We start from the raw sequence: 24503 nt of genomic DNA on the forward strand, positions 1-24503 counted from the left end.
TCCTCACTGCTTGCGGTTCAGGGGCAGGACTTTGTGCACAGCCGACAGCCGATCCGCCGAACAGCGCGAGTAGGAGAAGCATCCCGGCCAACCGAACACCACGTGTACGCATCGACATCACTCTCCGCCGTCGGGATCTCTGACGCCCAACAGCCACTGGTCTCGCACGGTCGGAGGAGTCGGATCGAATTCCGTCAATTTGTCTTTCCGTCCGGTCGTCGCCGCGCCCACGTTGTAGAGCGTTTCGGTGTTCTGGTCGAGGTACCCGCCACCATCCGCGTTCAACGGATCGTGGTGCAAGACCGGGTTCGTCGTGGTGCCGTCAGCCGCAGTACCGCCGTTCGCCCCGAACGTCGTCGCACCGAAGCCCGGCTTCGACGGGTCGACGTGATGGCCATGGCTGAAGCTCCGGCCTACCGTCGCCCACTCGTCCCCCTTTCCGCCTTCGTCGAAGAGCACGTTCCGTGCCTGTCCGGCGTAAACCTCGCCGGCGTGGAGGTCGTCCGCCGAATCGACCGCGTCCGGCAGACCAGCGGAGGCCAGGGCAACAAATCTATCGACGTGGATGTCCGACCGGGAGAGCGCGACCCCCGCTGTCGTCGTGCCGTACGAGTGCGCGACGATGTTCGTGGTGGGCATGCCATCAGCCCGGACAGCGTCTAGTCCGTGTACGGACGCCGCCAGCTTCTCGGCACCGGCTTCCGCTTTGTCCATGCCGAGGACAGTCGTCTCTCCGGGGGTCTCGTACCCGATCCAGGAGATGACTGCACGCTCGCCTTCGCCAGCGGCCACGATCTGCTGGTTGTAGATGTTCTGTGCGGCGTTTGTCCACGACGACATGTCAGCCGTCGTGGTGTTCATCCCCGGCACCGCCCAGGTCACGTTGTCCGCCGTGTCGAGGTCACCGATCGAGACGGCTGCAAGCGGCGGGACGTCGTCGGTCAGAGACACCAGGGACCGAGCACCTTCGCCCTTCTTCCCCAGGGTTGCCTCGATGTTGAGCAAGGCCTTCAACTCCTTCTCGAGCGAGGCGATCTGCTGCTGGAACGGCGTGCCGTACTGACCCGACCAGGCGGACCCGGTCTGCGCGGTCGCCAGCTGGCTCTGGACCTGGTCGATGCGGAGACCGAGCACCGATCGGTTGGCCGCGTCTCGTGCCCAGTAGGCAACGCCCTCGAGGTTGCCCAGCTTCTCGAGTACTGACTGCGGTAGAGCGCGGAGTGCCGGCGCATCGGCCTTCGACAGCCCCAGCGCTGCCCACCGCTTCGCGACCTCGGCCGGGGTCAGGCCCTCCGCGAACAACGCATCGAGCACCGGTGGCGTCCGCCCGTTCGTGGCGACGGCGAGCACCATGTCGGGGAGCACTCCGGCGCCCCCTGCCTTCTCGAAGGCGCTGGCGACGTGCTCGCTCCACGTGCAGTCCGACTCGTTGTGCTGCAGGTACTGGCGGAACCCGGAGAGCGCGCTCTGCCCGTCCACGACCGCCCAGCTGCACGATGCCTTGAAGCTCGACCATGCGGTTTGCAGCCGCTGCAGCTCGGTGTCGGCGTCACTGTCGGCCGAGCGGGTGGTGGACACGAAGGTGCGCAGGTGGGTCGGGTCTGCCGAGCTCTTCCCGCTGCCATCGCCGCCGGCCGAGTGCGGACGCTGCCGTGCGTGGAAGGCCGCCGTCAGCGGCTTCGGGGTGATCGGCGTGGTCGAGGGTTCGTGGTCCGTGACGAACTCCCACAGCGGTACTGCCACCCCCACGCCGCCGCCGCCGGACGCCTGGACGAAAGCGTTGCGTTGTGCTTCTCGCTGCTTCCACGCATCGTGGTCGCTGATCCGCTGACGTTCCTCCACGGCCTGGCGACTCACTGCATCGATGTCATCAGCGAAGTCGGCGAGTACCCCGGCGAGCTTGCCCCGGTCCTCGGCCTCGATCACCGCGGCCTCTTGGAACCGCTTCGCGTAGGCCCCGGAGAAGTCCTGCAGACCTGTCGACACCGCCCCGGAACGTTTGCCCGCTTGCCCGCGTAGGACGCCATCCGCGGTACGCAGCGCACTGCTCAGCGATGACGCGTCCCCCGCGTCGTACTCGATGTCGACCATCTGCTCTCCCCAGGCTCCCCCGCAGCCCCCGCTGCGACCACCCACGATAACGCAGCTTGCCGCTCCTGGTCTCCGGATGGGTGCTCCTCAGAGCACGCCACCCCTCAGAGCACGTCGTCCCGCCCGCTGATCTTCAGCGCGTCCACCACACCCTTGACCCGCTGCGCGTTCGCGCTCGTGGTGACGAGCAGCGCGTCCGGGGTGTCGACGACGACGATGTCCTCGACCCCGATCAGCGAGATCAGCCGGTTGCTCTGCGACACGACGATGCCGCTCGCCGAGTCGGCCAGGATGCGGGCGTTGTCGCCGAGCACGGCCAGGTTGTTCTTCCGCCCGCCGGACTGCAGCTTCGCGAGCGAGGCGAAGTCGCCGACGTCGTCCCAGTCGAAGTCGCCGGGCACGACGGCCATGCGTCCGGCGGCGGCGGCCGGTTCGGCGACCGTGTAGTCGATGGCGATCTTCTTCAGCGACGGCCAGATGCGGTCGACGACGATCCCGCGCGCCGAGGTGTCCCACGCCGCGGCGAGTTCCTCGATGCCGGCGAGCAGCTCGGGCTCGTTGCGTCCGATCTCGGCGAGGAGCACGTCGGCGCGGCTGATGAACATGCCGGCGTTCCAGAGGTACGAGCCGTCGGCGACGTACTTCTTCGCGGTCCTCAGGTCGGGCTTCTCGACGAAGGACCGGACGGCGTGCGCGGTGGTCGCACCGTCGACCCCGAGCGCCTCGTCAGCGGCGTGGATGTACCCGAAGCCGATGGCGGGCTCGTTCGGCGTGATGCCGATGGTCGTGATGTAGCCGGCGCGGGCGGCGACGACGGCCTCGCGGACGGACCGGCGGAAGCCGCGGGCGTCGCCGATGACGTGGTCGGCGGCGAACGAGCCGATGACGACGTCGGGCTCGCGGCGGTGCAGGATCGCCGCGGCGAGGCCGATCGCCGCCGTGGAGTCCTTGGGCTCGCTCTCGAGGACGACGTTGTGGTCCTCGACCCCGGGCAGCTGGGACTCGACGGCGATGCGGTGCGCCCGGCCGGTGACGACCATGATGCGGTCGGGGCCGGCGAGCGGCTCGAGTCGGTCCCAGGTCTGCCGGAGCAGCGACGAGCCCGAGCCGGTCAGGTCGTGCAGGAACTTCGGGGCGTCGGCGCGCGAGAGCGGCCAGAGGCGCGATCCGATGCCGCCGGCCGGGATGATCGCGTAGAAGTCGTCGAGTGCGTCCGTCACGCGCCCACCGTACCGGCGCCCCCGTGCAGCGGCTGCACGACGTCTGGACGTGTCGTGGACGGCACCGGGATCCGCGCACGGTCTGTTCACCCCTCGCGCGTACCGCGTTCACGTCGTGCCCCCCGGTCGTCCACGCGTCGGCGTGAGCATGGGCCGTGCCATGAACGCACGCAGCCGCATGGAGCGAGGCACCGAGTCCCCCCGGACCGTCGCCGTCGTGACCGAGAGCTTCCTGCCTACCCTCAACGGCGTCACCACGAGCGTCCTCGCGGTGCTCGAGCACCTGCGGCGCCGCGGACACCAGGCCGTCGTCATCGCCCCGGACACGCCGGGCCTCGCCGCCTGGCGCTCGCGTTCCGAGCAGGAGCGGCACCACGGCTTCGACGTGCACCGGATCCCGGCGGTCGCGTACCGGCAGTTCCCGGTGGCGCTCCCGCACCCGGTCCTCGACACGATCCTCGCCGCCTCCGGGGCCGACGTGCTGCACGCCGCCAGCCCCTTCCTGTTGGGTGGGCGTGCGATCACGGCGGCCGGGAGGCTCGGCATCCCCTCCGTCGCCGTCTTCCAGACCGACGTGGCCGGGTTCGCACGCCGCAACGGCCTGTCCGCGGCGGCTCCGCTCGTCCGCCGGGTCCTCGGGCGCATCCACGCGGGAGCGTCGCTGACGCTGGCACCGTCGTCGGCGACGGCCGCGATGCTCGCCGAGGAGGGCGTCCCGCGGGTGGCCCGGTGGGGCCGCGGCGTCGACACGACCCTCTTCCACCCGGACCGTCGCTCCTCGTCCCACGTGCGGGCCCTGCGACGGCGCATCGCTCCGCGCGGCGAGACCATCGTCGGCTACGTGGGGCGGCTGGCACCGGAGAAGGAGGTCGAGCGGCTCGCAGAACTCGGCGGCATGCCGGGCATCCGGGTCGTGGTCGCCGGAGGGGGACCCTCCCGGGCGTTGCTGGAACGGCGCCTGCGCCACTTGGACGTGACCTTCACCGGCCCGCTGTGTGGCGACGCGTTGGCCGATGCCTACGCGATGCTCGACGTGTTCGTGCACACCGGGGCCGCCGAGACGTTCGGGCAGACCCTGCAGGAGGCGCACGCGGCGGGCCTGCCGGTGGTGGCCCCGGCCTCCGGCGGACCGCTCGACCTGGTGTCCCCGGGTCTCGACGGCGAGCTGTACGACCCGGAAGCACCGCTGGCCCTCCGCGCGGCGGTGGCGCGGCTGCACGCCGACCGTGCGCTGGCCGAGCGGATGGGTTCGGCGGGGCGGCTCCGGGTCGAGGGCACGACGTGGGAGTCGGTGGGCGACGAGCTGCTCGCGCACCACGAGACGGCGCGGACGATCGGCGCTCCGCCGGCCGCGACCCGCACGGCTCGCACCGGGTGGCACGAGAAGGTCGGTGCTCGGACGTAGGATGGTGTCGTTCCACACGAACACGACGGCAACGGCGCGCCGATCGGTGCGCCAGACCTACGGGAAGGCGAGCTCATGGCCGAGCAGACCGCAGGCGGGACGGCGACAGCCACCCCGCAGGTGACCATCGACGGGACGTCGATCGACGCACCTCGGACGCGCGCGCCGCAGGGCACGCTCTACCGCGGCTCGGTCGGGATGTGGTCGTGGGTGCTGCACCGGATCACCGGTGTCGCGATCTACTTCTTCCTGCTCGTGCACATCCTCGACACGGCACTCGTCCGGCTCTCGCCCGAGGCCTACAACGCCGTGATCGGCACGTACAAGACGCCGCTGATGAACCTCGGCGAGATCGCCCTGGTCGCCGCCATCGTGTTCCACGCGTTCAACGGGCTGCGGATCATCCTCATCGACTTCTGGTCGAAGGGGCCGAAGTACCAGCGGGCCATGTTCTGGGTCGTCCTCGTGCTCTGGGCAGTGGCGATCGCGGGCTTCCTGCCGCGTCAGCTCATGAACCTCGTCGCCGACTTCAACTGAACCGAGGGCTGTCATGACCACCGAGACCATCGCCCCGCCCCGCAGCGCCGACGCTGCCCGCCGCACCACCAACTGGGAGAAGTGGGGCTGGATCTACATGCGGGCGTCGGGCGTCCTGCTCGTCGTCCTCATCTTCGGCCACCTGTTCGTCAACATGGTCGCCGGCGAAGGCGTCAAGCAGATCGACTTCGCCTTCGTCGCCGGCAAGTGGGCGAGCCCCTTCTGGCAGATCTGGGACACGCTGATGCTCTGGCTCGCGCTGATCCACGGCTCGAACGGCATGCGCACGATCATCAACGACTACGTCGCGAAGCCCGGCGTCCGGAAGACCCTGCTCGTCGCCGTGCTCGCCGCGTGCGTCCTGCTGATCGTCCTCGGCACGCTCGTTTGTTGGACGTTCGACCCGTGCCCCGCCGGCGCTGCCGCCGCGGACCTGCCCTCGTTCTGCCCGGCGCAGTAGCCGCCGTCCGCGTCATCCCGCGCTGGCGACACGCTCTCGCTCGCTCCGCCTCCTGATCGAAAGACCCCAGTGACCGACATCACCGTGCACCACCACCAGTTCGACATCGTCATCATCGGCGCAGGAGGCGCCGGTATGCGGGCCGCCATCGAAGCCGGCCCGAAGGCGAAGACCGCCGTCATCTCGAAGCTGTACCCGACCCGCTCCCACACCGGTGCGGCGCAGGGCGGCATGGCGGCCGCGCTCGCGAACGTCGAAGAGGACTCGTGGGAGTGGCACACCTTCGACACGATCAAGGGCGGCGACTACCTGGTCGACCAGGACGCCGCCGAGATCCTGGCGAAGGAGGCCATCGACGCGGTCATCGACCTCGAGAACATGGGCCTGCCGTTCAACCGCACGCCCGAGGGCAAGATCGACCAGCGACGCTTCGGCGGCCACACCCGTGACCACGGCAAGGCCCCGGTCCGCCGAGCGTGCTACGCGGCGGACCGCACCGGGCACATGATCCTGCAGACGCTGTTCCAGAACTGCGTGAAGCTCGGCGTGAACTTCTTCAACGAGTTCTACGCGCTCGACCTCATCATGGTCGACGTGGTGGGCGACGACGGCGTCACCCGCAAGCAGCCGGCCGGCGTCGTCGCGTTCGAGCTCTCCACCGGCGAGCTGCACGTGTTCCACGCCAAGGCGATGGTCTTCGCGACCGGTGGCTTCGGCAAGATGTACAAGACGACCTCGAACGCACACACCCTGACCGGTGACGGCGTCGGCATCGTCTGGCGCACCGGCCTGCCGCTCGAGGACATGGAGTTCTTCCAGTTCCACCCGACCGGGCTCGCGGGCCTCGGCATCCTGCTGACCGAGGGTGCCCGCGGTGAGGGCGCCATCCTCCGCAACGCCTCGGGTGAGCGGTTCATGGAGCGCTACGCCCCGACCATCAAGGACCTCGCGCCGCGTGACATCGTCGCCCGCTGCATGGTGCAGGAGGTCGCCGAGGGTCGTGGTGCCGGGCCGAACAAGGACTACGTGCTGCTCGACTGCACGCACCTCGGTGCCGAGGTGCTCGAGACCAAGCTGCCGGACATCACCGAGTTCGCCCGCACGTACCTCGGGGTCGACCCGGTCGTCGAACCGGTGCCGGTGATGCCGACCGCCCACTACGCCATGGGTGGCATCCCGACCAACGTCAAGGCCGAGGTCCTCTCCGACAACGACACCGTCGTCCCGGGCCTCTACGCCGCCGGCGAGTGCGCTTGCGTCTCGGTGCACGGCTCGAACCGCCTCGGTACGAACTCGCTGCTCGACATCAACGTGTTCGGCAAGCGCTCGGGCAACAACGCCGCCGAGTACGTGCAGACGGCGGAGTTCCTGCCGCTGCCCGAGGACCCCGCGGCGAACGTGCGCGGCATGCTCGAGCAGCTCCGGGCCTCCACCGGCACCGAACGGGTCGCCGTGCTCCGCAAGGAGCTGCAGGAGGAGATGGACAAGAACGCGCAGGTGTTCCGCACCGACGAGTCGCTCGCCCGCGTGACCGAGACCATCCACACGCTCCGCAACCGCTTCATGCAGGTGTCGGTGCAGGACAAGGGCAAGCGCTTCAACACCGACCTGCTCGAGGCGGTCGAGCTCGGCTTCCTGCTCGACCTGGCCGAGGTCGTCGTCTACTCCGCACGGAACCGCAAGGAGTCGCGCGGTGGGCACATGCGCGACGACTACCCGAAGCGCGACGACGAGAACTACATGCAGCACACCATGGCGTACCTGACGGGCGATCCGCACTCGTCCCTCGCCGACGACCACATCACGCTCGACTGGAAGCCGGTCGTGATCACCCGGTACCAGCCGATGGAGAGGAAGTACTGAGATGACCGACACCCTGGTCTCCGAGGCACCCCGCACCGACACCGTGCAGGACGCCCCTCCCGGATCGTTCTCCGTCACGCTGATCGTCCGCCGGTTCGACCCGGACGTGGACGACGAGCCGCGCTGGCAGGACTTCGACGTGATGATGCTGCCGACGGACCGCATCCTCGACGCGCTGCACAAGATCAAGTGGGAGCAGGACGGATCCCTGACCTTCCGACGCTCCTGCGCACACGGTGTCTGCGGCTCCGATGCGATGCGCATCAACGGCCGCAACCGCCTGGCGTGCAAGACGCTGATCAAGGACCTCGACATCTCGAAGCCGATCTACGTCGAGGCGATCAAGGGCCTGCCGCTCGAGAAGGACCTGATCGTCGACATGGAGCCGTTCTTCAAGTCGTTCCGCGAGGTCCAGCCGTTCCTGCAGCCGAAGTCCGCGCCGGAGAAGGGCAAGGAGCGCATCCAGTCGGTGGCCGACCGTGCCCGCTTCGACGACACCACCAAGTGCATCCTCTGCGCCGCGTGCACCTCGTCGTGCCCGGTGTTCTGGACGGACGGGCAGTACTTCGGCCCGGCGGCGATCGTCAACGCGCACCGGTTCATCTTCGACTCCCGCGACGACGCGGCCGACGTGCGCCTGGACATCCTCAACGACAAGGAGGGCGTCTGGCGCTGCCGCACGACCTTCAACTGCACCGACGCCTGCCCCCGCGGCATCCAGGTGACGAAGGCGATCTCCGAGGTCAAGCAGGCCGTCATGCGCGGCCGGGCCTAGCACGCCGATGCCGACAGGAACGTCATGGGCGGGCGCGCTAGGCTCCCGCTCATGACGTTCGCGGACACCCGCCCCATCCTGGATCAGCTCGGCTACACGGTCCGGTACGTGCAGCTCCCCGGTGAGACGCTCCACGAGCCGCCGGTGGAGGGTGCGCTGCGCATCATCCCGGCCGACGGGGGCTCCTTCGCGCTGGAGGTCGTCGACTACGGCACGGCCCGTCGCCTGGCCACGGCCGGCAACGAGTCCGACGCCGTCGAGATGCTCCGACGCTTCCTCAACCGGCCGTTCCCGGACGCACGCGACATCCGTCGCAGCGACCTCGACCAGATGCGCGACCGGTCGGCGTCGACCTACCCGCAGCTGGCCCAGCAGGTCGCCTCGACCGGGGACGCCGGTCTGACGATCCAGATCCCCGCCGGCGTGCCCGTGGACCGCATCGGCGGACCGGACGGCTACCTCCTGCACCCGCTCGAGACGCCGCTGCCCGCCCGGTCGCTGCCGCCGCACACCGCCGCATCGCCCGAGGTGCACCGGTACGTCGTCGAGCGCCCGTTCCTCGTCACCGTCCGCTTCGTCCGGCCGTGGTTCGACCAGCCGGGTGGGGCGCTCCGCTTCGAGATCGCGAACCCGACGGCGACCGTCCGCGACCTGGTCGTCGACGGGTCCCTGGCCCGCGTCCGCGTGGTCTGAGCCGAGCCGGACCGTCCCACCACGACGAAGCCCTCCTCCCCCGATCGGGGCAGGAGGGCTTGTCGTGGTGCGGTGCGTCAGCCGCGCTCGGGGCGGTCGAAGCGCTGGCCCTCGGGCTTCGAGGGCATGAGGAACAGCACGAGCACGATGATCGGGCCGACGACCGGGATGAGGACGAGCAGGTAGAACGGCCCGGCGAAGTTCCCGTCATGCAGGCGTCGCCATGCCAGTGCCAAGGACGGCACCAGGATCGCGAGCGACAGCAGTCCGACCAACGAGTACGCGATGAGGTAGAGCGGCGACGGCGACGTCATCACGGACGTGTAGCTGTACCCGGTGCTGACGGTCTGCCGCTCGGACTGGGCGAAGCCGATGCCGACCAGGGTCCAGAGCACCGCGTAGACGACGGTGCTGACCAGGTACCACCACCAGAACTCGCTGCGGCTGGCACGGCCGTCGAACCGGGCGTACTTCTTGAAGAAGCGCTTGGCCGCGTTCGGGAGCGAGATGCCGTACCACGGGGCCCACAGCGGCGGTTCACCGTTCGGGCCGGTCTGGACGCCCTGACCGTAGCCCTGCGGCTGGCCGTACGGCTGCTGGCCGTACTGCTGCTGACCGTACTGCTGCTGGCCGTACTGGTCGGGCTGTCCGTACGGGTTCTGCTGCCCGTGCGGCTGCTGGCCGTCGGGCGTGCCGTACGGCTGCTGCGGGTTGTCGCTCACGGTGTCTCCCTGGTGTCGAGTGGTACTCGGCTCCGAGTCAACCAGGAACCCCGTCCCCCTGGACGACCGTGACCACCCCCGACCGAGGGGCCACTCCCGGAAGCGAACGACGGCCCCACCGCATGGTGGGGCCGTCGCAGGTGGTGGGGTCGCGCGGGCCGGAGCGGTCCGTGCAGCGCCGTCGGTCAGCCGCGCTCGGGCTGGTCGAAGCGGGCGCCCTCGCGGACGGACGGGATGCAACCGATGACGATGGCGAAGAGCGCCCCGATCGGCGGGATGATGAACAGCAGCGCCAGCAGGCCCGAGAAGTTCACGTCGTGCAGGCGTCGCACGGTGAGCGCGATGAAGCCGACGAACGTCGCGAGTGCCCAGAGGCCGCCGACCACGTTCGAGTCGCCGCTGGCACCGCCACCGATGACGGTGTCGATGATGCTGGTGGCGAAGTTGCCGATGACCCACCAGAGCGCCCAGAACCAGAACTCGCTGCGGCTGGCGCGGCCGTCGAAGCGCACGTACTTCTTCCAGAAGCGCGTGAAGGCCTTCGGGAACGGGATGCCGTACCAGGGTGCCCAGAGCGGCGGTTCGCCCTGCGTCGCGGCCTGCTGCCCGTAGGACCCCGGCTGGGCGAACTGCCCCGGCTGCTGTCCGTACTGACCCGGGTGCCCCGGCTGCCCGGGTTGACCCGGCTGCCCGTACGGCGACTGCTGCCCGTACTGACCCGGCTGGCCGCCGTACTGTCCGGACTGGCCGGGCTGGCTGTACGGCGACTGCGCCGGCGGCTGCTGACCGTAGGGCGACTGCGGCTGACCGTACGGCGACTGCGCGGGCGGCTGCTGACCGTACGGCGACTGCGCCGGCGGCTGCTGGGCTGGCGGCTGCTGACCGTACGGTGACTGCGGCTGCCCGTACGGCGACTGCGCCGGCGGCTGCTGGCCGGACGGCGCCCCCTGCGCCGGATCGGGCTCGTCACCCGGCCGCTTGGCGTACGGGTCCTGGGGGTACTGGTCGCTCACGGCGGTTCCTTCCGGGGTGCAGGGTCGGTGTGCCCACGGTGACCTCGGCGGCGGCCCCGGCGGCCGGGACACGTGCCCCGACCATCCTGCTCCCCCGCACGCTGACCCCGCGCGCTGGGACCCAGTGTGCCAGCACCGACGCCGCCGCGACAGCAGCGCCGCGGCAGGACGACGCCGGAGCGGTCAGGGCAGGAGTGCGATCTTCCCGCCCGGGTGCCCCGACTCGAGCAACTCGAGGGCCGCCCGAGCCTCGGCCAGCGGGAACGTCCGTGCGACCGGCACGACGAGCTCGCCGCGTCCGGCAAGGTCGATGAGTCGTGCGCGCACCGAGTCCCGGAACGCGGCACTGTCGGGCTGCGCACCGCCGATCGCGGTGATGCCGGCGTCCTCCGCCCGCCCGAACGCCGCGATCGTGGCGATGCGGCTCCGATCCGCCACCAGGGCCAGCGAGACGTCGACGGCCTCGTCGGACCCGACGCAGTCCAGGGCCACGTCGACTCCGGAGGCGGCGAGGTCACGGACCCGCGCCTCCAGGCCGTCCCCGTAGGCGACCCACGTACCGCCGAAGCCGCGGACGGTGTCGGCGTTGCCCTCGGAGGCGGTGCCGATCGCGTGCGCACCGAGTGCGCGGAGCTGCTGGAGCAGGCTGACGCCGACGGCGCCCGAGGCTCCGTGCACGAGGACGGTGTCGCCCGCCTGCACCGCGGTGACGCGGAGGAGGTCTGCCGCCGTCGTGCCCGCGAGGAGCAGGTTGGCCGCCTCCGGGAACCCGAGCGACGCCGGCTTGGCGAACACGTCCGCGGCGGGCAGCGTGATCTCCTCCGTCCAGCCGCCACGGACGCGGAACGCCAGGACCTCGTCCCCGACGGCGACCGGCCCGGAGGCGATCGTCGTGTCGGGCCCGACGGCGCTGACGACGCCGGCGACCTCGTACCCGATCGGCACCGGGAAGTCGGCTGGGTCGCCACGCTGCGTGTGCTTCGCGTCGGCGGGGTTCATGCCGGCGGCGCGGACACGGACGGTCACCTCACCGGGGCCGGGAACCAGCACCTCGACGTCGACCAGTTCGAACACGTCACTGCCGCCGGGACGCGGTGCCACCCACTGCTTCGTCATGCTCGCGACGGTACTCGCGGCCACGACCGCGGCTTCGAGCCGACCGCCGGACGGACGCCGGACGGACGGACGCCGGACGGACGGGAGGCCCGGTACCAGCTGGTACCGGGCCTCCCGTCCGTCAGGCTGTTGCGTCCGTCAGACGCGCGCCGCGCCGACCCGCCCCGTGAAGGAGGCGTGCAGCGGGTGCTCGCCGCCGAGACCGGTGATCTCGGACGCGATGTCGGCGTCCGAGCGGTCCGAACGCAGCAGCGCCTGCAGCTCGACGCTCTGCTCGTCGTCCGCGACGTCGAACCGCAGTGCGGCGCCCATCGCGTCGAGGAGCGCGGTCGGCTCGGTGCCGTTCTCGGCCAGCGCGGCGGCCGGCGAGACGAAGCGCTCGTCGCGGGACAGCTTCCGCAGCGGCTGGCGGCCGACGCGGGTGACCGTGTCGGGCAGGTGCGGGTTCTCGAAGCGACCGATGATCGCCTCGACGTAGGCGCGGTGCACCTCGGGGTCGAGCTCGTGACGACGGACGAGCAGGTCGCTCGTCTCGCCGAGCACCGACTCGAGCGCGGAGCGCACGGCGGGGATCGCGATCGCGTCGGAGATCTTGTCCGCGCCGGCGAGGAAGCCGTGGTACGCGACGGTGGCGTGCCCGGTGTTCACCGTGAAGAGCTTCCGCTCGATGGACGCGGCGAGGCCGTCGACGTAGTGCGCGCCGGGGATCGCCGGCTCGGTGCCGTGGAACGGCGTCCGGTCGATGGCCCACTCGAAGTAGGTCTCGACGGTGACGTCGAGGCCGCCGCCGGGCGCCTGCGCCGGCACGATGCGGTCGACGGCGGTGTTCGCGAACACGGCCTTCGCGAGGGCGTCCTCACGCTCGTCCGCCGGCAGTGCGTCCACGATGAACTCGCGGAGGCGGTCGGTGGCGTTGATCGCGTTCTCGCAGGCCATCACGGCGAGCGGGGCGGCGTCCGCGGAGCGCTGCTGCAGCCCCTTCGCGATGACCGGGGCGATGAACTTCAGGACGGTCGGTCCGACGGCGCAGGTGACGATGTCGGCGGTCGCGATCTCGGCGACGACACCGGCCTCGTCCTGGGCGCTGTTCACGGCACGGAAGCCGGTGACGACGTGGTCCTGGGCTCCGGCACCGACCTCGTGCACGGTGTACGAGTCGGCGGCGGCCAGCGCGTCGATCAGTGGGGCGGCGACGTCGGCGAAGACGACCTCGTACCCGGCCTGGTGGAGCAGCAGACCGACGAACCCGCGGCCGATGTTGCCCGCACCGAAGTGGACGGCGGTGCTCACTCGTTGACCTCACCGAGGATCGCGAGGATCGCGGCCACGTCGGGTGCGTCGGTCAGCGCCTGGACCTGGTCCTCGTCCGAGAACACGATCGCGATCTTGCTGAGGATGTCGAGGTGCTCGTTGTTCACGCCCGCGATGCCGACGACGAAGCGGACGTCGTTGCCGTCCCAGTCGATCGGGGTGGCGTAGCGGACGAAGGACAGCGCGGAGGCCTTGATGGCGTCCTTCGCGTCGTTCGTGCCGTGCGGGATCGCCAGGGAGTTGCCCATGTACGTCGAGACGCTCTTCTCGCGCTCGAGCATGGCGGGGTAGTAGTCCGCGGTGACCGCGCCGACCTCCTGGAGGATCGCAGCCGCCTCCTTCATCGCCTCCGACTTGGTCGGCGCAGCGTCCTCGGTGTGGATGCGGATCTGGCTCTCCTGCAGGACGGGCATACGGTTCTCCTTGTTCGTGGTGGACGGCGGAAGAGGGGACGGTCGCCCGTCCCCTCCCCCATCGTGCTCTTGTCTTACTGGTTCTTGAGCTGGTCGACGACCTGGTCGTACTGCGGTGCGTTCATGAAGTTACCGACCGACACGTGCTGGGCGTTCGGGTTCTTCTGCTTCGCGCGGTCCGTCAGCTCTTCCTGGGTGATGATGAGGTCCTCGTCACCCGAGAGGTTCGCGATCGCCTTGTTGGTGACCGTGACGTTCTCGATCCCGGCCTTCTTGATCTTGTTGCGGAGGACGCTGGCGCCCATCGCACTCGAACCCATGCCGGCGTCGCACGCGAACACGACGTTCTCGACGCGCGTCGCCGTGGCGGTGCTGGCGGAACCGACACCCCCGAGGGAGGCCTCGGCCTCTTCCTCGTTGGCCGGGGAGTTGTTGCCGAGCAGACCCGAGGTCGCGGAGTTGACGTCGCGGCCCTTGTTCTGCTGCAGCTTCGCCATCGCGGCGCTCATGTCGCCGCCGGTGCCGGAGGCCAGGTCACGCTTGCGGCTGGCGAGGAGGAAGAACGACGCCACCGCGAACGACACCGCTGCGGACAGGACGACCGAGAGGATGACGCCGACGTAGCTGTCCTTCGCCGTCGCGGTGAGGACCGCGATGATCGAACCGGGCGAGGCCGGCGCGACGAGGCCGGACTGGAAGGCGACGTTGGTGGCGACACCGGTCGCGCCACCGAGGATGACGGCGACGAACAGGATCGGCTTCTGCAGCACGTACGGGAAGTAGATCTCGTGGATGCCACCGAAGAACTGGATGAGGATCGCGCCGGGAGCGGTCGAGCGGGCGATGCCGACACCGAAGAAGGTGAAGGCGAGCAGGATGCCGAGGCCGGGGCCGGGGTTCGCCTCGAGGAGGAACAGGATCGACTTGCCGGATTCCTGGACCTGCTGCGCGCCCAGCTGGTCGAGCACGCCGTGGTTGATCGCGTTGTTGAGGAAGAACACCTTCGCCGGCTCGATGATGACGCTGGCGAGCGGCAGCAGCGAGCTGTCGACGAGGAACTTCACCGCGGCACCGAGACCCTCGGCGATGAGCTTGAAGAGCGGGGCCAGCCAGAAGAAGCCGACCAACGCGAGCAGGAACCCGAGGATGCCGGCCGCGTAGTTGTTGACGAGCATCTCGAAGCCGGGCTTGATCTTGCCGTCCCAGATCTTGTCGATCTGCTTGATGAGGTACGCACCGAGCGGACCACAGATCATCGCGCCGAGGATCATGATCGTGCCGTTGGCACCGATGATGACGCCCATGGCCATCACGGAACCGACGACGGCGCCGCGGGTCTCGTACACCATGCGGCCGCCCTGGAAGGCGATCGCGAGCGGGATGAGGTAGGTCAGGATCGGGCTGACGAGGCCGATGTTGGCGACGCCGTTGGTCTCCCCGAAGCCACCGAGGACGCCGACCGGCGTCCACCCGGTCTCGATGAAGAACGCGGTGATGAGGCCCCACGCGATGAAGATCGCGATGTTGGGCATCACCATGCCGGACAGGAACGTGCCGAACTTCTGGACGGCGACGCGAGCGCCACCCCGCGACTTGTCGCGGGTGTCTGGCGCTGCAACGGACGACGTTGTCATGTGCGTTGACTCTCTGTGTGGGGTGCTGCTGCAGGGATCGGGTGGGGTGCTGTGGGGCGTGGTGCGGGCTCAGACGGCGTGCGCTGCGGCCGCAGCGGACCTGGCGGTCGCTGCCGTGCTCGCGGCGAGTGCCGCCTGGGCCATCTCGCGGGCTTCGTCGAGGGTGTGCTTGCCGAGTTCGGCACGCACGTCGGCGAGGGCCGCGGGGGTCATCGAGAGGGTGGTGGCGCCGAGGCCGACGAGGACGACGGCGAGCAGCGGGTCGGCCGCGGCCTCACCGCAGATGCCGACCGCCTTGCCGGCGTCCGCTCCGGCCGCGCCGAGCTGGGCGACGAGGCGGAGTACGGCGGGGTGCCACGGGTCCTGGTAGTGCGCGACGGTGCCGAGCATGCGGTCGGCGGCCAACGTGTACTGGGTCAGGTCGTTCGTGCCGATGGACACGAAGTCGGCGGAGCGCAGGACCTGTTCGGCCATCAGCGCCAGGGAGGGCACCTCGGCCATCACGCCGGCGGTGCGGATCCCGAGTTCACGGGCGAGGTCGACGAAGTACTCGGTCTCCTCGGCGTCGGCGACCATCGGGGCCATCACCCAGAGGTCGGCCTCGGTCGCGGCGTCGGCCTGGGCCAGCGCGGTCAGCTGGTCGCGGAGGACCTGCTCGTGGTTCCGGAGCGCCCGGAGTCCACGACGGCCGAGCGCCGGGTTCTCCTCGTCCTTGTCCGTGAGGAACGGCAGCGGCTTGTCGGCACCGGCGTCGAGCGCACGGACGACGACCTTCTTGCCGGGGAACGCGGCGAGGAGCTGCTCGTAGGACGCCTGCTGGGACGCGACGGTCGGAGCGGTGGGCGAGTCGAGGAACAGGAACTCGGTGCGGAACAGGCCGACACCCTCGGCGCCGAGGTCGACGGCGGCCTGGGCGTCGGCGGGGCTGCCGAGGTTCGCGAGCAGGGGCACGACGTGTCCGTCGGCGAGGGCGCCGGCGGTGAGCGGTGCGGCCAGGGCGGCACGGCGGTCGGCGATGCGCTGCTCGACGTCGGCGACGAGCTCGTCGCTCGGCTCGGTGACGACGGTGCCCGCGCCCGCGTCGACGACCACGTGCTGGCCCTCGGCGAGGTCGTCCGCACCGGTGACGCCGACGATCGCGGTGATGCCCTTGGCGCGGGCCAGGATGGCGGTGTGCGAGGTCGGTCCGCCGTCACGGGTGACGAGGGCCAGGACCTTGTCGAGGTCGAGCAGGGCGGTGTCAGCCGGTGCGAGGTCGCGGGCGACGAGCACGAACGGGGTCGCCGACTCCGGCACGCCCGGGGCCGGGACACCGCGGAGCTTCGCGACGATGCGCTGGGCGACGTCGTCGAGGTCGGCGGCACGCTCCCCCATGTAGCCGCCCATGCCGACGAGCAGGTCGCGGAACTGGGCGAACGCCTCGTACACGGCGCGCTCGGCGTTCGTGCCGCCGTCGATGCGGGCGTGCACGTCGTCCAGGAGGGTCGGGTCCTGGGCCATCAGCGCCTGCGCCTCGAGCACGGCCTGGGCGTCGCCGCCGGCGAGCCGCCCGCGCTCGTTCAGTTCTTCGGCCACCGCGGCGAGCGCGGTGTGCACGGCCTGCTTGGCGTCGTCGGCCGAGCCCTCGAGCGGTGCGGTCGAGGGGGCTCCCAGCGGGTCCGCCATCCGGAGCACGGGGCCGTGGGCAACGCCGCGGCCGACGCCGGTTCCGAGCAGATCGGACATGGGGAGACTCCTTCATCTCACGCGCAGCAGCGGTGGGTGGTTCGGGGGCGGTGCGGTGTCCGGCGCGTGCTGCGTCCGGACGACTCTGCAGCACCATACATCGCGTCGCGTTGACAAACAAACACATCCGGGGATAAAAATGCAGAAACAGATGCCCGTTTGCGTTTGCCGTCCAGGACTGCAGCGGGCCGACCGGTCGGAACGTGCCCGAGCATGTCCGTTCCGCTCCACATCGCCCTCCCCGACCTGGTGCACAGCCCGGACGGACAGCCCCGACGCACAGCCCGACCCGAGCGATCCGCTCACCAGATGAGGCCCCATGTACGCACCAGAACGCCACCAGCGCATCGTCGAGCAGGCGCGCGCCCACGGCCGGGTCGACGTCAAGGACCTCGCCGAGCTGCTCGCCGTCACGCCCGAGACGATCCGCCGTGACCTGACGAGCCTCGAGCGTCGCGGGCTCGTCCGCCGCGCCCACGGCGGGGCGATCCCGGTCGAGCGGATCACCCTGCACCCGGGGGTCGGCGACCGTGGCGGCATCAACCAGACCGAGAAGATGGTGATCGCCGAGGCCGCTCTCGCCGAACTGCCGGAGAACGGCTCGGTGATGATCGACGCCGGTACCTCGACGATCTGCCTGGCCGAGATGCTGCCCACCGACCGGGGCCTGACCGTCGTCACGCACTCGCTGCCGGTGGCGATGGCCGTCGCGAACCGCCCGGGCATCGACCTGCACCTGCTGGGCGGCAACATCCGGAGCGACTCGCTCGCCGGGGTCGGCACGTGGACGCACCAGCTCATCGGCATGGTCAGCGTCGACGTCGCCTTCGTCAGCATCAACGGCATCACCCCGGAGCGTGGCCTGACGACGCACAACATGGCCGAGGCCGCCGTGAAGAGCGCCATGATCAAGTCCGCGCGCCGGAGCATCCTGCTCGCCGACCACACCAAGTTCGGACGCGAGGAGTTCGGCCGCGTCGCCCCGCTCGCCGCGATCGACACGATCATCACGGACCCCGGTGTCAACCTGGACCTGGTCCGCGAGGTCGAGGCCGCCGGCACCGAGGTCTTCTGGCCCGGCCGCGACTGACGCCCCGACCGCCGGACACGAACCACCAGACCCACCCCACAGGCGCTCGCTACCATGAGCGCACCACCCGTCGACAGGAGCCCATCGATGTCCGAAGCCACCCGCACCGTCACCGTCGCCAGCGCCTCCGGCCTGCACGCACGGCCCGCGTCGCTGTTCGTCCAGACCGTCACCGCGTCCGGCCACCAGGTCACCATCGCCAAGGGCGAGAAGTCGGCCAACGCCGGCAGCATCCTCGGCCTCCTCGGCCTCGGCGTCGAGAACGGCGACCAGGTCACGCTGACCGTGTCCGGCGACGACGCCGAGACCACCGCGGACAGCCTGGTCGACTTCCTGCAGACGGACCACGACGCGGCCTGACGCGCGCCGGTCGCTGCGCGACCACCTGACGGACGGGAGGCCCGGTACCAGCTGGTACCGGGCCTCCCGTCCGTCGTCGGGACCGTCGGGCGCCGCCGATAGGCTGGACCGCATGACACGCCTGCGCCTCGCGACCGTCAACGTCAACGGCATCCGTGCCGCGTTCCGGAAGGGGATGGGCGAATGGCTCGCCGACCGCGACGTCGACGTGCTCGCCCTCCAAGAGGTGCGCGCCTCCACCGAGGACCTGACCGGCCTGCTCGGCGACGAGTGGGACGTCGTGCACGACCCCGCGTCGGCGAAGGGCCGCGCCGGCGTCGCCATCGCCTCCCGCCACCGGGCACAGCTGCACCGCGTCGAACTCGGGGCCGCGGACTTCGACTCCGCCGGTCGCTGGATCGAGGCCGACTACGAGATCGGCGGACGCACCGTCACGGTCGTCTCCACGTACGTGCACTCGGGCGAGGTCGACACCCCCAAGCAGGACGAGAAGTGGAAGTTCCTCGACGCGATGACCGAGCGCCTGCCCGCCCTCCGCGAGCACAACCCGCTCGCCGTCGTCGTCGGCGACCTCAACGTCGGCCACGACCAGCGGGACATCAAGAACTGGAAGGGCAACGTCAAGCGCGCCGGGTTCCTGCCGCGTGAGCGTGCGTACTTCAGCCGCTTCTTCGGTGCCGACGGCGAACCGGTCGAGGGTGCCGACGGCAGCACCGGCCCCGGTCTCGGCTGGGTCGACGTCGGACGTGCGCAGGCCGGCGACGTCGACGGGCCGTACACCTGGTGGTCCTGGCGCGGGCAGGCCTTCGACAACGACTCGGGCTGGCGCATCGACTACCAGGTCGCGACGCCGGAGCTCGCCGCCACGGTGACCTCGTACACCGTCGACCGGGCCGCCGCCTACGACCAGCGATGGTCCGACCACGCCCCCGTGGTCGTCGACTACGAACTCTGATCCCCCACTCGCTCACGAGCACCAGGACTCCCGCATGACCAGCACGCGCATCTTCTCCGGCATCCAGCCCTCGGCCGGGTCCCTCCACCTCGGCAACTACATCGGCGCACTCATGCAGTGGCGCGACCTGCAGGACGACCACGACGCGATCTACTGCGTGGTCGACATGCATGCGATCACCTCCCCGCAGGACCCCGCCGAACTCCGGGCCAGCACGCGTGCCACGGCGGCGCAGTACATCGCGTCCGGCATCGACCCGTCGCGGTCGACGCTGTTCGTGCAGTCGCACGTCCCCGCGCACGCCGAGCTCGCCTGGGTGCTGAACACCCTGACCGGCTTCGGCGAGGCCAGCCGGATGACCCAGTTCAAGGACAAGTCCGCGCGTCAGGGCGCCGAGGCCGCCTCGGTCGGGCTGTTCACCTACCCGGTCCTGATGGCCGCCGACATCCTGCTCTACGACACGGCGGTCGTGCCCGTCGGCGACGACCAGCGCCAGCACGTCGAACTGACGCGCGACCTCGCGGGCCGCTTCAACTCGCGGTTCGGCGACACGTTCGTCGTGCCCGAGGCCCGGATCGGCGCCGAGACCGCGCGCATCTACGACCTGCAGGACCCCACGAGCAAGATGAGCAAGTCGGCGGCGTCCGACAGCGGCCTCATCCGCCTGCTCGACGACCCGAAGCGCACGGCCAAGAAGATCCGGTCGGCCGTGACGGACACCGAGCGGGAGATCCGCGCCGACCGGCAGGCGAAGCCGGGCGTGACGAACCTGCTCGCGATCCTGTCCGCGTTCACGCACACCCCGGTCGCCGACCTCGAGGCGTCGTTCGTCGGCAAGGGGTACGGCGATCTCAAGGGCGAGGTGGCGGACGCCGTCGTCGCCGAGCTCGAGCCGGTCCGCGCCCGCACGCTGGAGCTCCTCGACGACCCGGCCGAGCTGGACCGGCTGCTCGCCGTCGGCGCCGACCGTGCCGAGACGATCGCGAACGCCACCCTCGCCCGCGTGTACGACGCCATCGGCTTCGTCCCGCGCGCCCGCTGACCGACCGTGCTCCCCGTCACGCTCGAGTCGGCACGGGTCCGGCTCGACCTGCCGACGCGCGCGGACACGGTCGCGATCACCGAGGCCTGCCAGGACCCGGAGATCGCCCGCTGGACGACGATCCCGCAGCCCTACCGGGCGAAGGACGCGCAGGCGTTCGTCGACGCGCTCGTCGGCCCCGGGTGGGCGTCCGACCGTGAGTACACCTGGGCGATCCGGCGGCAGGGGTCGACCTGGCTCGACGGCGTGATCAGCTACCGGACCGCCCGCCGGGACCTCGGGTTCTGGTTGGCCCCGAGCGCTCGTGGTGCGGGCCTGGTGTCCGACGCCGTGGAGCTCGTGGTGGGCTGGGCCTTCGCACAGGGTGCCCCGGACGTGTACTGGGAGTGCTACGTCGGCAACACGGCCTCGGCCGCCGTCGCCCGTCGTGCTGGCTTCGCGTACACCGGCAGCGGGGACGCCCTCGTGCCGAACCGCGACGGCTCCCCCGCACCCGCGTGGAAGGGCCTGCGGCGCGCGGACGGGACGCCCGCGTCGGACCTGCCCTGGCCTCCCGGATCGAAGTCGGGGCCCGCCGGTAGTCTCGCTCCGTGAGCCACACCGCACCCGACACGACCCCGGCACCGTCCGGTCCGCCCGCCAGCGAAGCAGAGGTCCGGGCGATGCGCCGTGCCCTCGAACTCGCGGCCCGCGGCCCCGTCGTCGGTGACCACGCCCGGGTCGGTGCCGTCGTGCTCTCCCCCGACGGCCAGGTGCTCGGTGAGGGCTGGCACCGGGGTGCCGGCACCCCGCACGCCGAGGTCGACGCGATGGCGAAGGTCGACCCGGCGCACCTCCGTGGCGCGACCGCCGTGGTGACCCTCGAGCCCTGCGACCACGTCGGCCGCACCGGGCCGTGCTCCGTCGCGCTCATCGACGCCGGTGTCGCCCGGGTCGTGTACGCCGTCGACGACCCCGGCCCGGCCGCCCACGGCGGTGCAGACCGGCTGCGAGCCGCCGGCGTCGACGTCGTGCCGGACGTGCTCGCCGACCAGGCCGAGGCGTTCCTCGAGCGCTGGCTGCTCTCGGTCCGGCTCGGCCGCCCCTGGGTGACCGTGAAGTGGGCCGCCAGCCTGGACGGTCGTGCAGCGGCGGCCGACGGCACCAGCCAGTGGATCACCGGTGCCGCGGCCCGGCAGCACGTGCACGAGCAGCGTGCCGCGCACGACGCCGTCCTCGTCGGCACCGGCACCGCCCTGGCCGACGACCCGAGCCTGACGGCCCGCGGCGACGCCGGGGAGTTCCTCGCCGACCAGCCGCTGCCCGTCGTCCTCGGCGACCGGCCGTTGCCGGCCGACGCGGCCCTGCACCGCCATCCCCGCGGGGTCGTCACCATCCCCGGCCACGACCTCGACGCCGCCCTCCGCTCGCTCCGCCAGCGGGGCGTCCACAGTGTCCTCGTCGAGGGCGGACCGACCGTCGCGTCGGCGTTCATCGCGGCCGGACTGGCCGACGAACTGCTCGTCTACCTGGCCCCGGTGCTCCTCGGCGGACCCCGCGTCGCACTCGGCGACATCGGGGTGGGAAGTATCCACGCAGCGCGGATGTTGCGTGTAATGTCAACGTCCAGCCTCGGCCCCGACCTGCTGGTCCGCGCCCGCACGGTCCCGCAGCGGCCCGACGGCGCGGTCGACGGGGCCCCCACCGACCGGAGCACCACATGACCGACGCACTCACCTCCGCCACCCCCGGGAGCCCGGTCTCGTTCGAAGTCTCCACGAACGTCCCCACCACGCACGGGCTCTTCGAGATGCGCGCCTACCGGGACCTCGTGACGAGCGCCGAGCACGTCGCCGTGATCGCGAAGACCCCCGACGGGCAGGCCCCCTCGGACGGCGCCCTCGTCCGCGTGCACTCGGAGTGTCTGACCGGCGAGGCCTTCGGGTCGCTGAAGTGCGAGTGCGGCCCGCAGCTCGACGCCGCGCTCGACACCATCGCGGCCGAAGGCGGGGTCGTCGTCTACCTGCGGGGACACGAGGGTCGCGGCATCGGCCTCATCAACAAGCTCAAGGCGTACCGCCTGCAAGAGGACGGCCTGGACACGCTCGACGCCAACCTGGCGCTCGGCCTGCCCGCCGACTCCCGCGAGTACGGCGGCGCCGCCGGCATCCTCGCCGACCTCGGCATCACCCGCGTGCGGCTGCTCACGAACAACCCCGAGAAGCGTCGGCAGCTCGTCGAGCACGGCATCACGGTGGACTCCCTCGTGCCGCTCGTCGTCGGCATCTCCGCGCAGAACTCGGGGTACCTCGACACCAAGCGCGACCGGATGGGCCACACGCTGCCGTCGCACCTGGGTACCGGCGCGGCCTGACCCGGCACGACCGGCTCGGCCTGATCCGGCACGGCCGGCACGGCCTGACCCGGCACGGCGAACTGACGGCTCGCTCGGGGTCGATTCGCAGGTGTCCGACATCCGTCGTACACTGATGACCCCGTCACGAGCGGGACCACCACCTCCGAACGCACCCGACCCGGTGTCCGCGCCACCCCGCGCGAACCGCGTCGTCAGTCCGCCGTCCGGTCACCGCAGCGCTGTCCGAACGCGCGCGCACCTCGAAGGTCCTCACACGCATGTCCGCCGCACCGGCCACCACGACGTCCGCCCCGAAGACGAACCCGCGCTCGCGCGTCGTCGTCGCGAGCCTCGTCGGCACCACGATCGAGTTCTACGACTTCTACGTCTACGCGACGGCCGCCGTCCTCGTCTTCCCCACCCTGTTCTTCCCGAACGAGGACCCGACGGCATCGCAGCTGTCCTCGTTCGTCACCTTCGCGCTGGCGTTCTTCGCCCGCCCGGTCGGGTCGATCCTGTTCGGCCACTTCGGTGACCGGATCGGCCGGAAGACCACCCTCGTCGCGTCCCTGCTCGTGATGGGCATCGCGACGTTCCTCATCGGCTGCCTGCCGACCTTCGGCTCGGTCGGGGTCCTGGCGCCGGTGCTGCTCGGCGTCCTCCGCTTCGCCCAGGGCGTCGGCCTCGGCGGCGAGTGGTCCGGCGCGGCACTGCTCGCGACCGAGAACGCCCCCGAGGGCAAGCGCGGCGTGTTCGGTTCGATGCCGCAGCTCGGCGCCCCGATCGGCTTCCTGCTCGCCAACGGCCTGTTCATCATCATCAACGCCGCGCTGCCCGCCGGCGCCGACGGCACCCCGAACGCCGACTTCCAGGCGTGGGGCTGGCGGATCCCGTTCCTGGTCTCGTCGGTGTTCGTCCTGATCGGGCTCTACGTGCGCTTCCGTCTGGTCGAGTCCACGGTGTTCCGCGGCGTGCAGGACTCCGGTTCGGTCGCGAAGGTGCCGCTCGGCCGGGTGTTCCGCACCTCGTGGCGCGCGGTCGTCGTCGGCACCTTCGGCATGGTCGCCACCTACGTGCTCTTCTACTTCATGACGACCTTCACGCTGAACTACGGCACCACCGGCACCGTGGCCTCGAAGCTCGTCCCGCAGATCGGCCTCGGCTACTCCCGCGGCGAGTTCCTGTCGCTGCTCATGATCGGCGTCGTGTTCTTCGGCATCTGCACCCCCATCGCCGGCATGCTCGCCGACAAGTTCGGACGTCGGCGCACCCTCATCCCGACCACGATCGGCATCGCGCTGTTCGGCCTGACGTTCCAGTTCTGGTTCGCGGCGGCGCACGGACCGATCACCGTCGTCACGTTCCTCATCGTCGGCCTGTCGCTGATGGGGCTCACCTTCGGGCCGATGGGTGCCCTGCTGCCGGAGCTGTTCCCGACCAACGTCCGGTACACCGGCTCCGCCCTGGCGTACAACGTCGCGTCGATCCTCGGCGCCTCGCTGGCACCGTCGATCGCCCTGAAGCTGTGGCAGCCGGACGGCAACATCTTCCTCGTCGGCCTGTACCTGACCATCGCGGCGGTCGTGACGCTGGTCGCGCTGTTCCTCGTCCGCGAGACCCGTGGCAGCGACCTCGAGGACGCCGCCGACGACCAGCCGCTCCCGGAGCGGGTGGCTCGGTAGCGACGACCGCGCCGGCGCGCGCACCCGACGGACGGGAGGCTCCCCCACGGACCAGTGGGGA

At 70.8% G+C, this 24503-nt stretch carries 22 protein-coding genes and 1 pseudogene; 14 read left to right on the forward strand and 9 right to left on the reverse strand.

Annotated features, from left to right (window positions below; genetic code table 11):
• Nucleotides 1–117: 117 nt before the first annotated feature.
• Both DEI97_RS11290 and DEI97_RS11295 read right to left on the reverse strand, forming a co-directional pair.
• Nucleotides 118–1986, reverse strand: coding sequence for an alpha/beta hydrolase (locus DEI97_RS11290; RefSeq protein WP_181439181.1), 1869 nt, complete (start codon nucleotides 1984–1986; stop codon nucleotides 118–120).
• Between the two features lie 209 nt (nucleotides 1987–2195).
• Nucleotides 2196–3311 (reverse strand): mannose-1-phosphate guanylyltransferase, encoded by a 1116-nt coding sequence (locus tag DEI97_RS11295; protein ID WP_111074277.1) that lies wholly within the window; start codon nucleotides 3309–3311, stop codon nucleotides 2196–2198.
• 160 nt (nucleotides 3312–3471) lie between these two features.
• Between DEI97_RS11295 and DEI97_RS11300 the strand changes: the two genes are divergently transcribed.
• The 6 genes from DEI97_RS11300 to DEI97_RS11325 all read left to right on the forward strand — a co-directional run bounded on the left by DEI97_RS11300 (nucleotide 3472) and on the right by DEI97_RS11325 (nucleotide 9044).
• Entirely contained in the window at nucleotides 3472–4716 is a 1245-nt protein-coding gene (locus DEI97_RS11300; protein ID WP_258376659.1) for a glycosyltransferase family 4 protein, read from the forward strand.
• Nucleotides 4717–4791: 75 nt separating this feature from the next.
• Entirely contained in the window at nucleotides 4792–5253 is a 462-nt protein-coding gene (sdhC, locus tag DEI97_RS11305; RefSeq protein WP_111074279.1) for a succinate dehydrogenase, cytochrome b556 subunit, read from the forward strand.
• Nucleotides 5254–5266: 13 nt separating this feature from the next.
• Entirely contained in the window at nucleotides 5267–5713 is a 447-nt protein-coding gene (gene sdhD / locus DEI97_RS11310) for a succinate dehydrogenase, hydrophobic membrane anchor protein (protein WP_111074280.1), read from the forward strand.
• Nucleotides 5714–5782: 69 nt separating this feature from the next.
• The gene (gene sdhA, locus DEI97_RS11315) at nucleotides 5783–7576 is read left to right on the forward strand and encodes a succinate dehydrogenase flavoprotein subunit (RefSeq protein WP_111074281.1); all 1794 of its coding nucleotides are present in this window, start codon (nucleotides 5783–5785) and stop codon (nucleotides 7574–7576) included.
• A gap of 1 nt (nucleotide 7577) precedes the next feature.
• A complete protein-coding gene (locus DEI97_RS11320) occupies nucleotides 7578–8351 on the forward strand; it encodes a succinate dehydrogenase iron-sulfur subunit (RefSeq protein ID WP_111074282.1) in 774 nt (257 codons plus the stop codon).
• 51 nt (nucleotides 8352–8402) lie between these two features.
• Complete coding sequence (locus DEI97_RS11325; RefSeq protein WP_181439182.1) at nucleotides 8403–9044, forward strand: TNT domain-containing protein; 642 nt, start codon at nucleotides 8403–8405, stop codon at nucleotides 9042–9044.
• A 77-nt stretch (nucleotides 9045–9121) separates the two neighbouring features.
• Here the strand turns inward: DEI97_RS11325 and DEI97_RS11330 are convergent, their stop codons facing one another.
• From DEI97_RS11330 to ptsP, 7 genes are all read right to left on the reverse strand, one after another.
• On the reverse strand, nucleotides 9122–9766 hold the full coding sequence (locus DEI97_RS11330) for a DUF805 domain-containing protein (RefSeq protein WP_111074284.1): 645 nt from the start codon (nucleotides 9764–9766) through the stop codon (nucleotides 9122–9124).
• Between the two features lie 185 nt (nucleotides 9767–9951).
• Nucleotides 9952–10779: a DUF805 domain-containing protein gene (locus DEI97_RS11335; protein ID WP_220039185.1), complete on the reverse strand. Its 828-nt coding sequence runs from the start codon at nucleotides 10777–10779 to the stop codon at nucleotides 9952–9954.
• Nucleotides 10780–10962: 183 nt separating this feature from the next.
• A complete protein-coding gene (locus tag DEI97_RS11340; protein WP_111074415.1) occupies nucleotides 10963–11895 on the reverse strand; it encodes an NADP-dependent oxidoreductase in 933 nt (310 codons plus the stop codon).
• Between the two features lie 138 nt (nucleotides 11896–12033).
• Entirely contained in the window at nucleotides 12034–13185 is a 1152-nt protein-coding gene (locus DEI97_RS11345; protein ID WP_111074285.1) for a mannitol-1-phosphate 5-dehydrogenase, read from the reverse strand.
• Nucleotides 13182–13619: a PTS mannitol transporter subunit IIA gene (locus DEI97_RS11350; RefSeq protein WP_111074286.1), complete on the reverse strand. Its 438-nt coding sequence runs from the start codon at nucleotides 13617–13619 to the stop codon at nucleotides 13182–13184. Before DEI97_RS11350 ends, DEI97_RS11345 begins: the two co-directional genes overlap by 4 nt.
• Nucleotides 13620–13693: 74 nt before the next feature.
• Entirely contained in the window at nucleotides 13694–15253 is a 1560-nt protein-coding gene (locus DEI97_RS11355) for a PTS mannitol transporter subunit IIBC (protein ID WP_111074287.1), read from the reverse strand.
• Nucleotides 15254–15322: 69 nt separating this feature from the next.
• Nucleotides 15323–16978: a phosphoenolpyruvate--protein phosphotransferase gene (gene ptsP / locus DEI97_RS11360; RefSeq protein ID WP_111074288.1), complete on the reverse strand. Its 1656-nt coding sequence runs from the start codon at nucleotides 16976–16978 to the stop codon at nucleotides 15323–15325.
• Between the two features lie 319 nt (nucleotides 16979–17297).
• Between ptsP and DEI97_RS11365 the strand changes: the two genes are divergently transcribed.
• The 8 genes and pseudogenes from DEI97_RS11365 to DEI97_RS11400 all read left to right on the forward strand — a co-directional run bounded on the left by DEI97_RS11365 (nucleotide 17298) and on the right by DEI97_RS11400 (nucleotide 24442).
• A complete protein-coding gene (locus DEI97_RS11365) occupies nucleotides 17298–18068 on the forward strand; it encodes a DeoR/GlpR family DNA-binding transcription regulator (RefSeq protein ID WP_110902695.1) in 771 nt (256 codons plus the stop codon).
• Between the two features lie 87 nt (nucleotides 18069–18155).
• Complete coding sequence (locus tag DEI97_RS11370) at nucleotides 18156–18428, forward strand: HPr family phosphocarrier protein (RefSeq protein ID WP_111074289.1); 273 nt, start codon at nucleotides 18156–18158, stop codon at nucleotides 18426–18428.
• 112 nt (nucleotides 18429–18540) lie between these two features.
• The gene (locus DEI97_RS11375) at nucleotides 18541–19383 is read left to right on the forward strand and encodes an exodeoxyribonuclease III (protein ID WP_111074290.1); all 843 of its coding nucleotides are present in this window, start codon (nucleotides 18541–18543) and stop codon (nucleotides 19381–19383) included.
• Between the two features lie 34 nt (nucleotides 19384–19417).
• Entirely contained in the window at nucleotides 19418–20425 is a 1008-nt protein-coding gene (trpS, locus tag DEI97_RS11380) for a tryptophan--tRNA ligase (protein WP_111074291.1), read from the forward strand.
• Nucleotides 20426–20431: 6 nt separating this feature from the next.
• Complete coding sequence (locus DEI97_RS11385) at nucleotides 20432–21019, forward strand: GNAT family N-acetyltransferase (RefSeq protein WP_111074292.1); 588 nt, start codon at nucleotides 20432–20434, stop codon at nucleotides 21017–21019.
• A 68-nt stretch (nucleotides 21020–21087) separates the two neighbouring features.
• Nucleotides 21088–22128, forward strand: a complete 1041-nt coding sequence (gene ribD, locus DEI97_RS11390) for a bifunctional diaminohydroxyphosphoribosylaminopyrimidine deaminase/5-amino-6-(5-phosphoribosylamino)uracil reductase RibD (RefSeq protein ID WP_111074416.1) — start codon at nucleotides 21088–21090, stop codon at nucleotides 22126–22128.
• A 29-nt stretch (nucleotides 22129–22157) separates the two neighbouring features.
• Nucleotides 22158–22778 (forward strand): annotated as a pseudogene (ribA, locus tag DEI97_RS11395) (GTP cyclohydrolase II); the annotation flags it as partial.
• A gap of 260 nt (nucleotides 22779–23038) precedes the next feature.
• Nucleotides 23039–24442 (forward strand): MFS transporter, encoded by a 1404-nt coding sequence (locus DEI97_RS11400; protein ID WP_111074294.1) that lies wholly within the window; start codon nucleotides 23039–23041, stop codon nucleotides 24440–24442.
• Nucleotides 24443–24503: the final 61 nt, after the last annotated feature.

The organism is Curtobacterium sp. MCLR17_032, assembly GCF_003234795.2.
In the GTDB taxonomy this organism is placed as follows: Bacteria; Actinomycetota; Actinomycetes; order Actinomycetales; family Microbacteriaceae; genus Curtobacterium.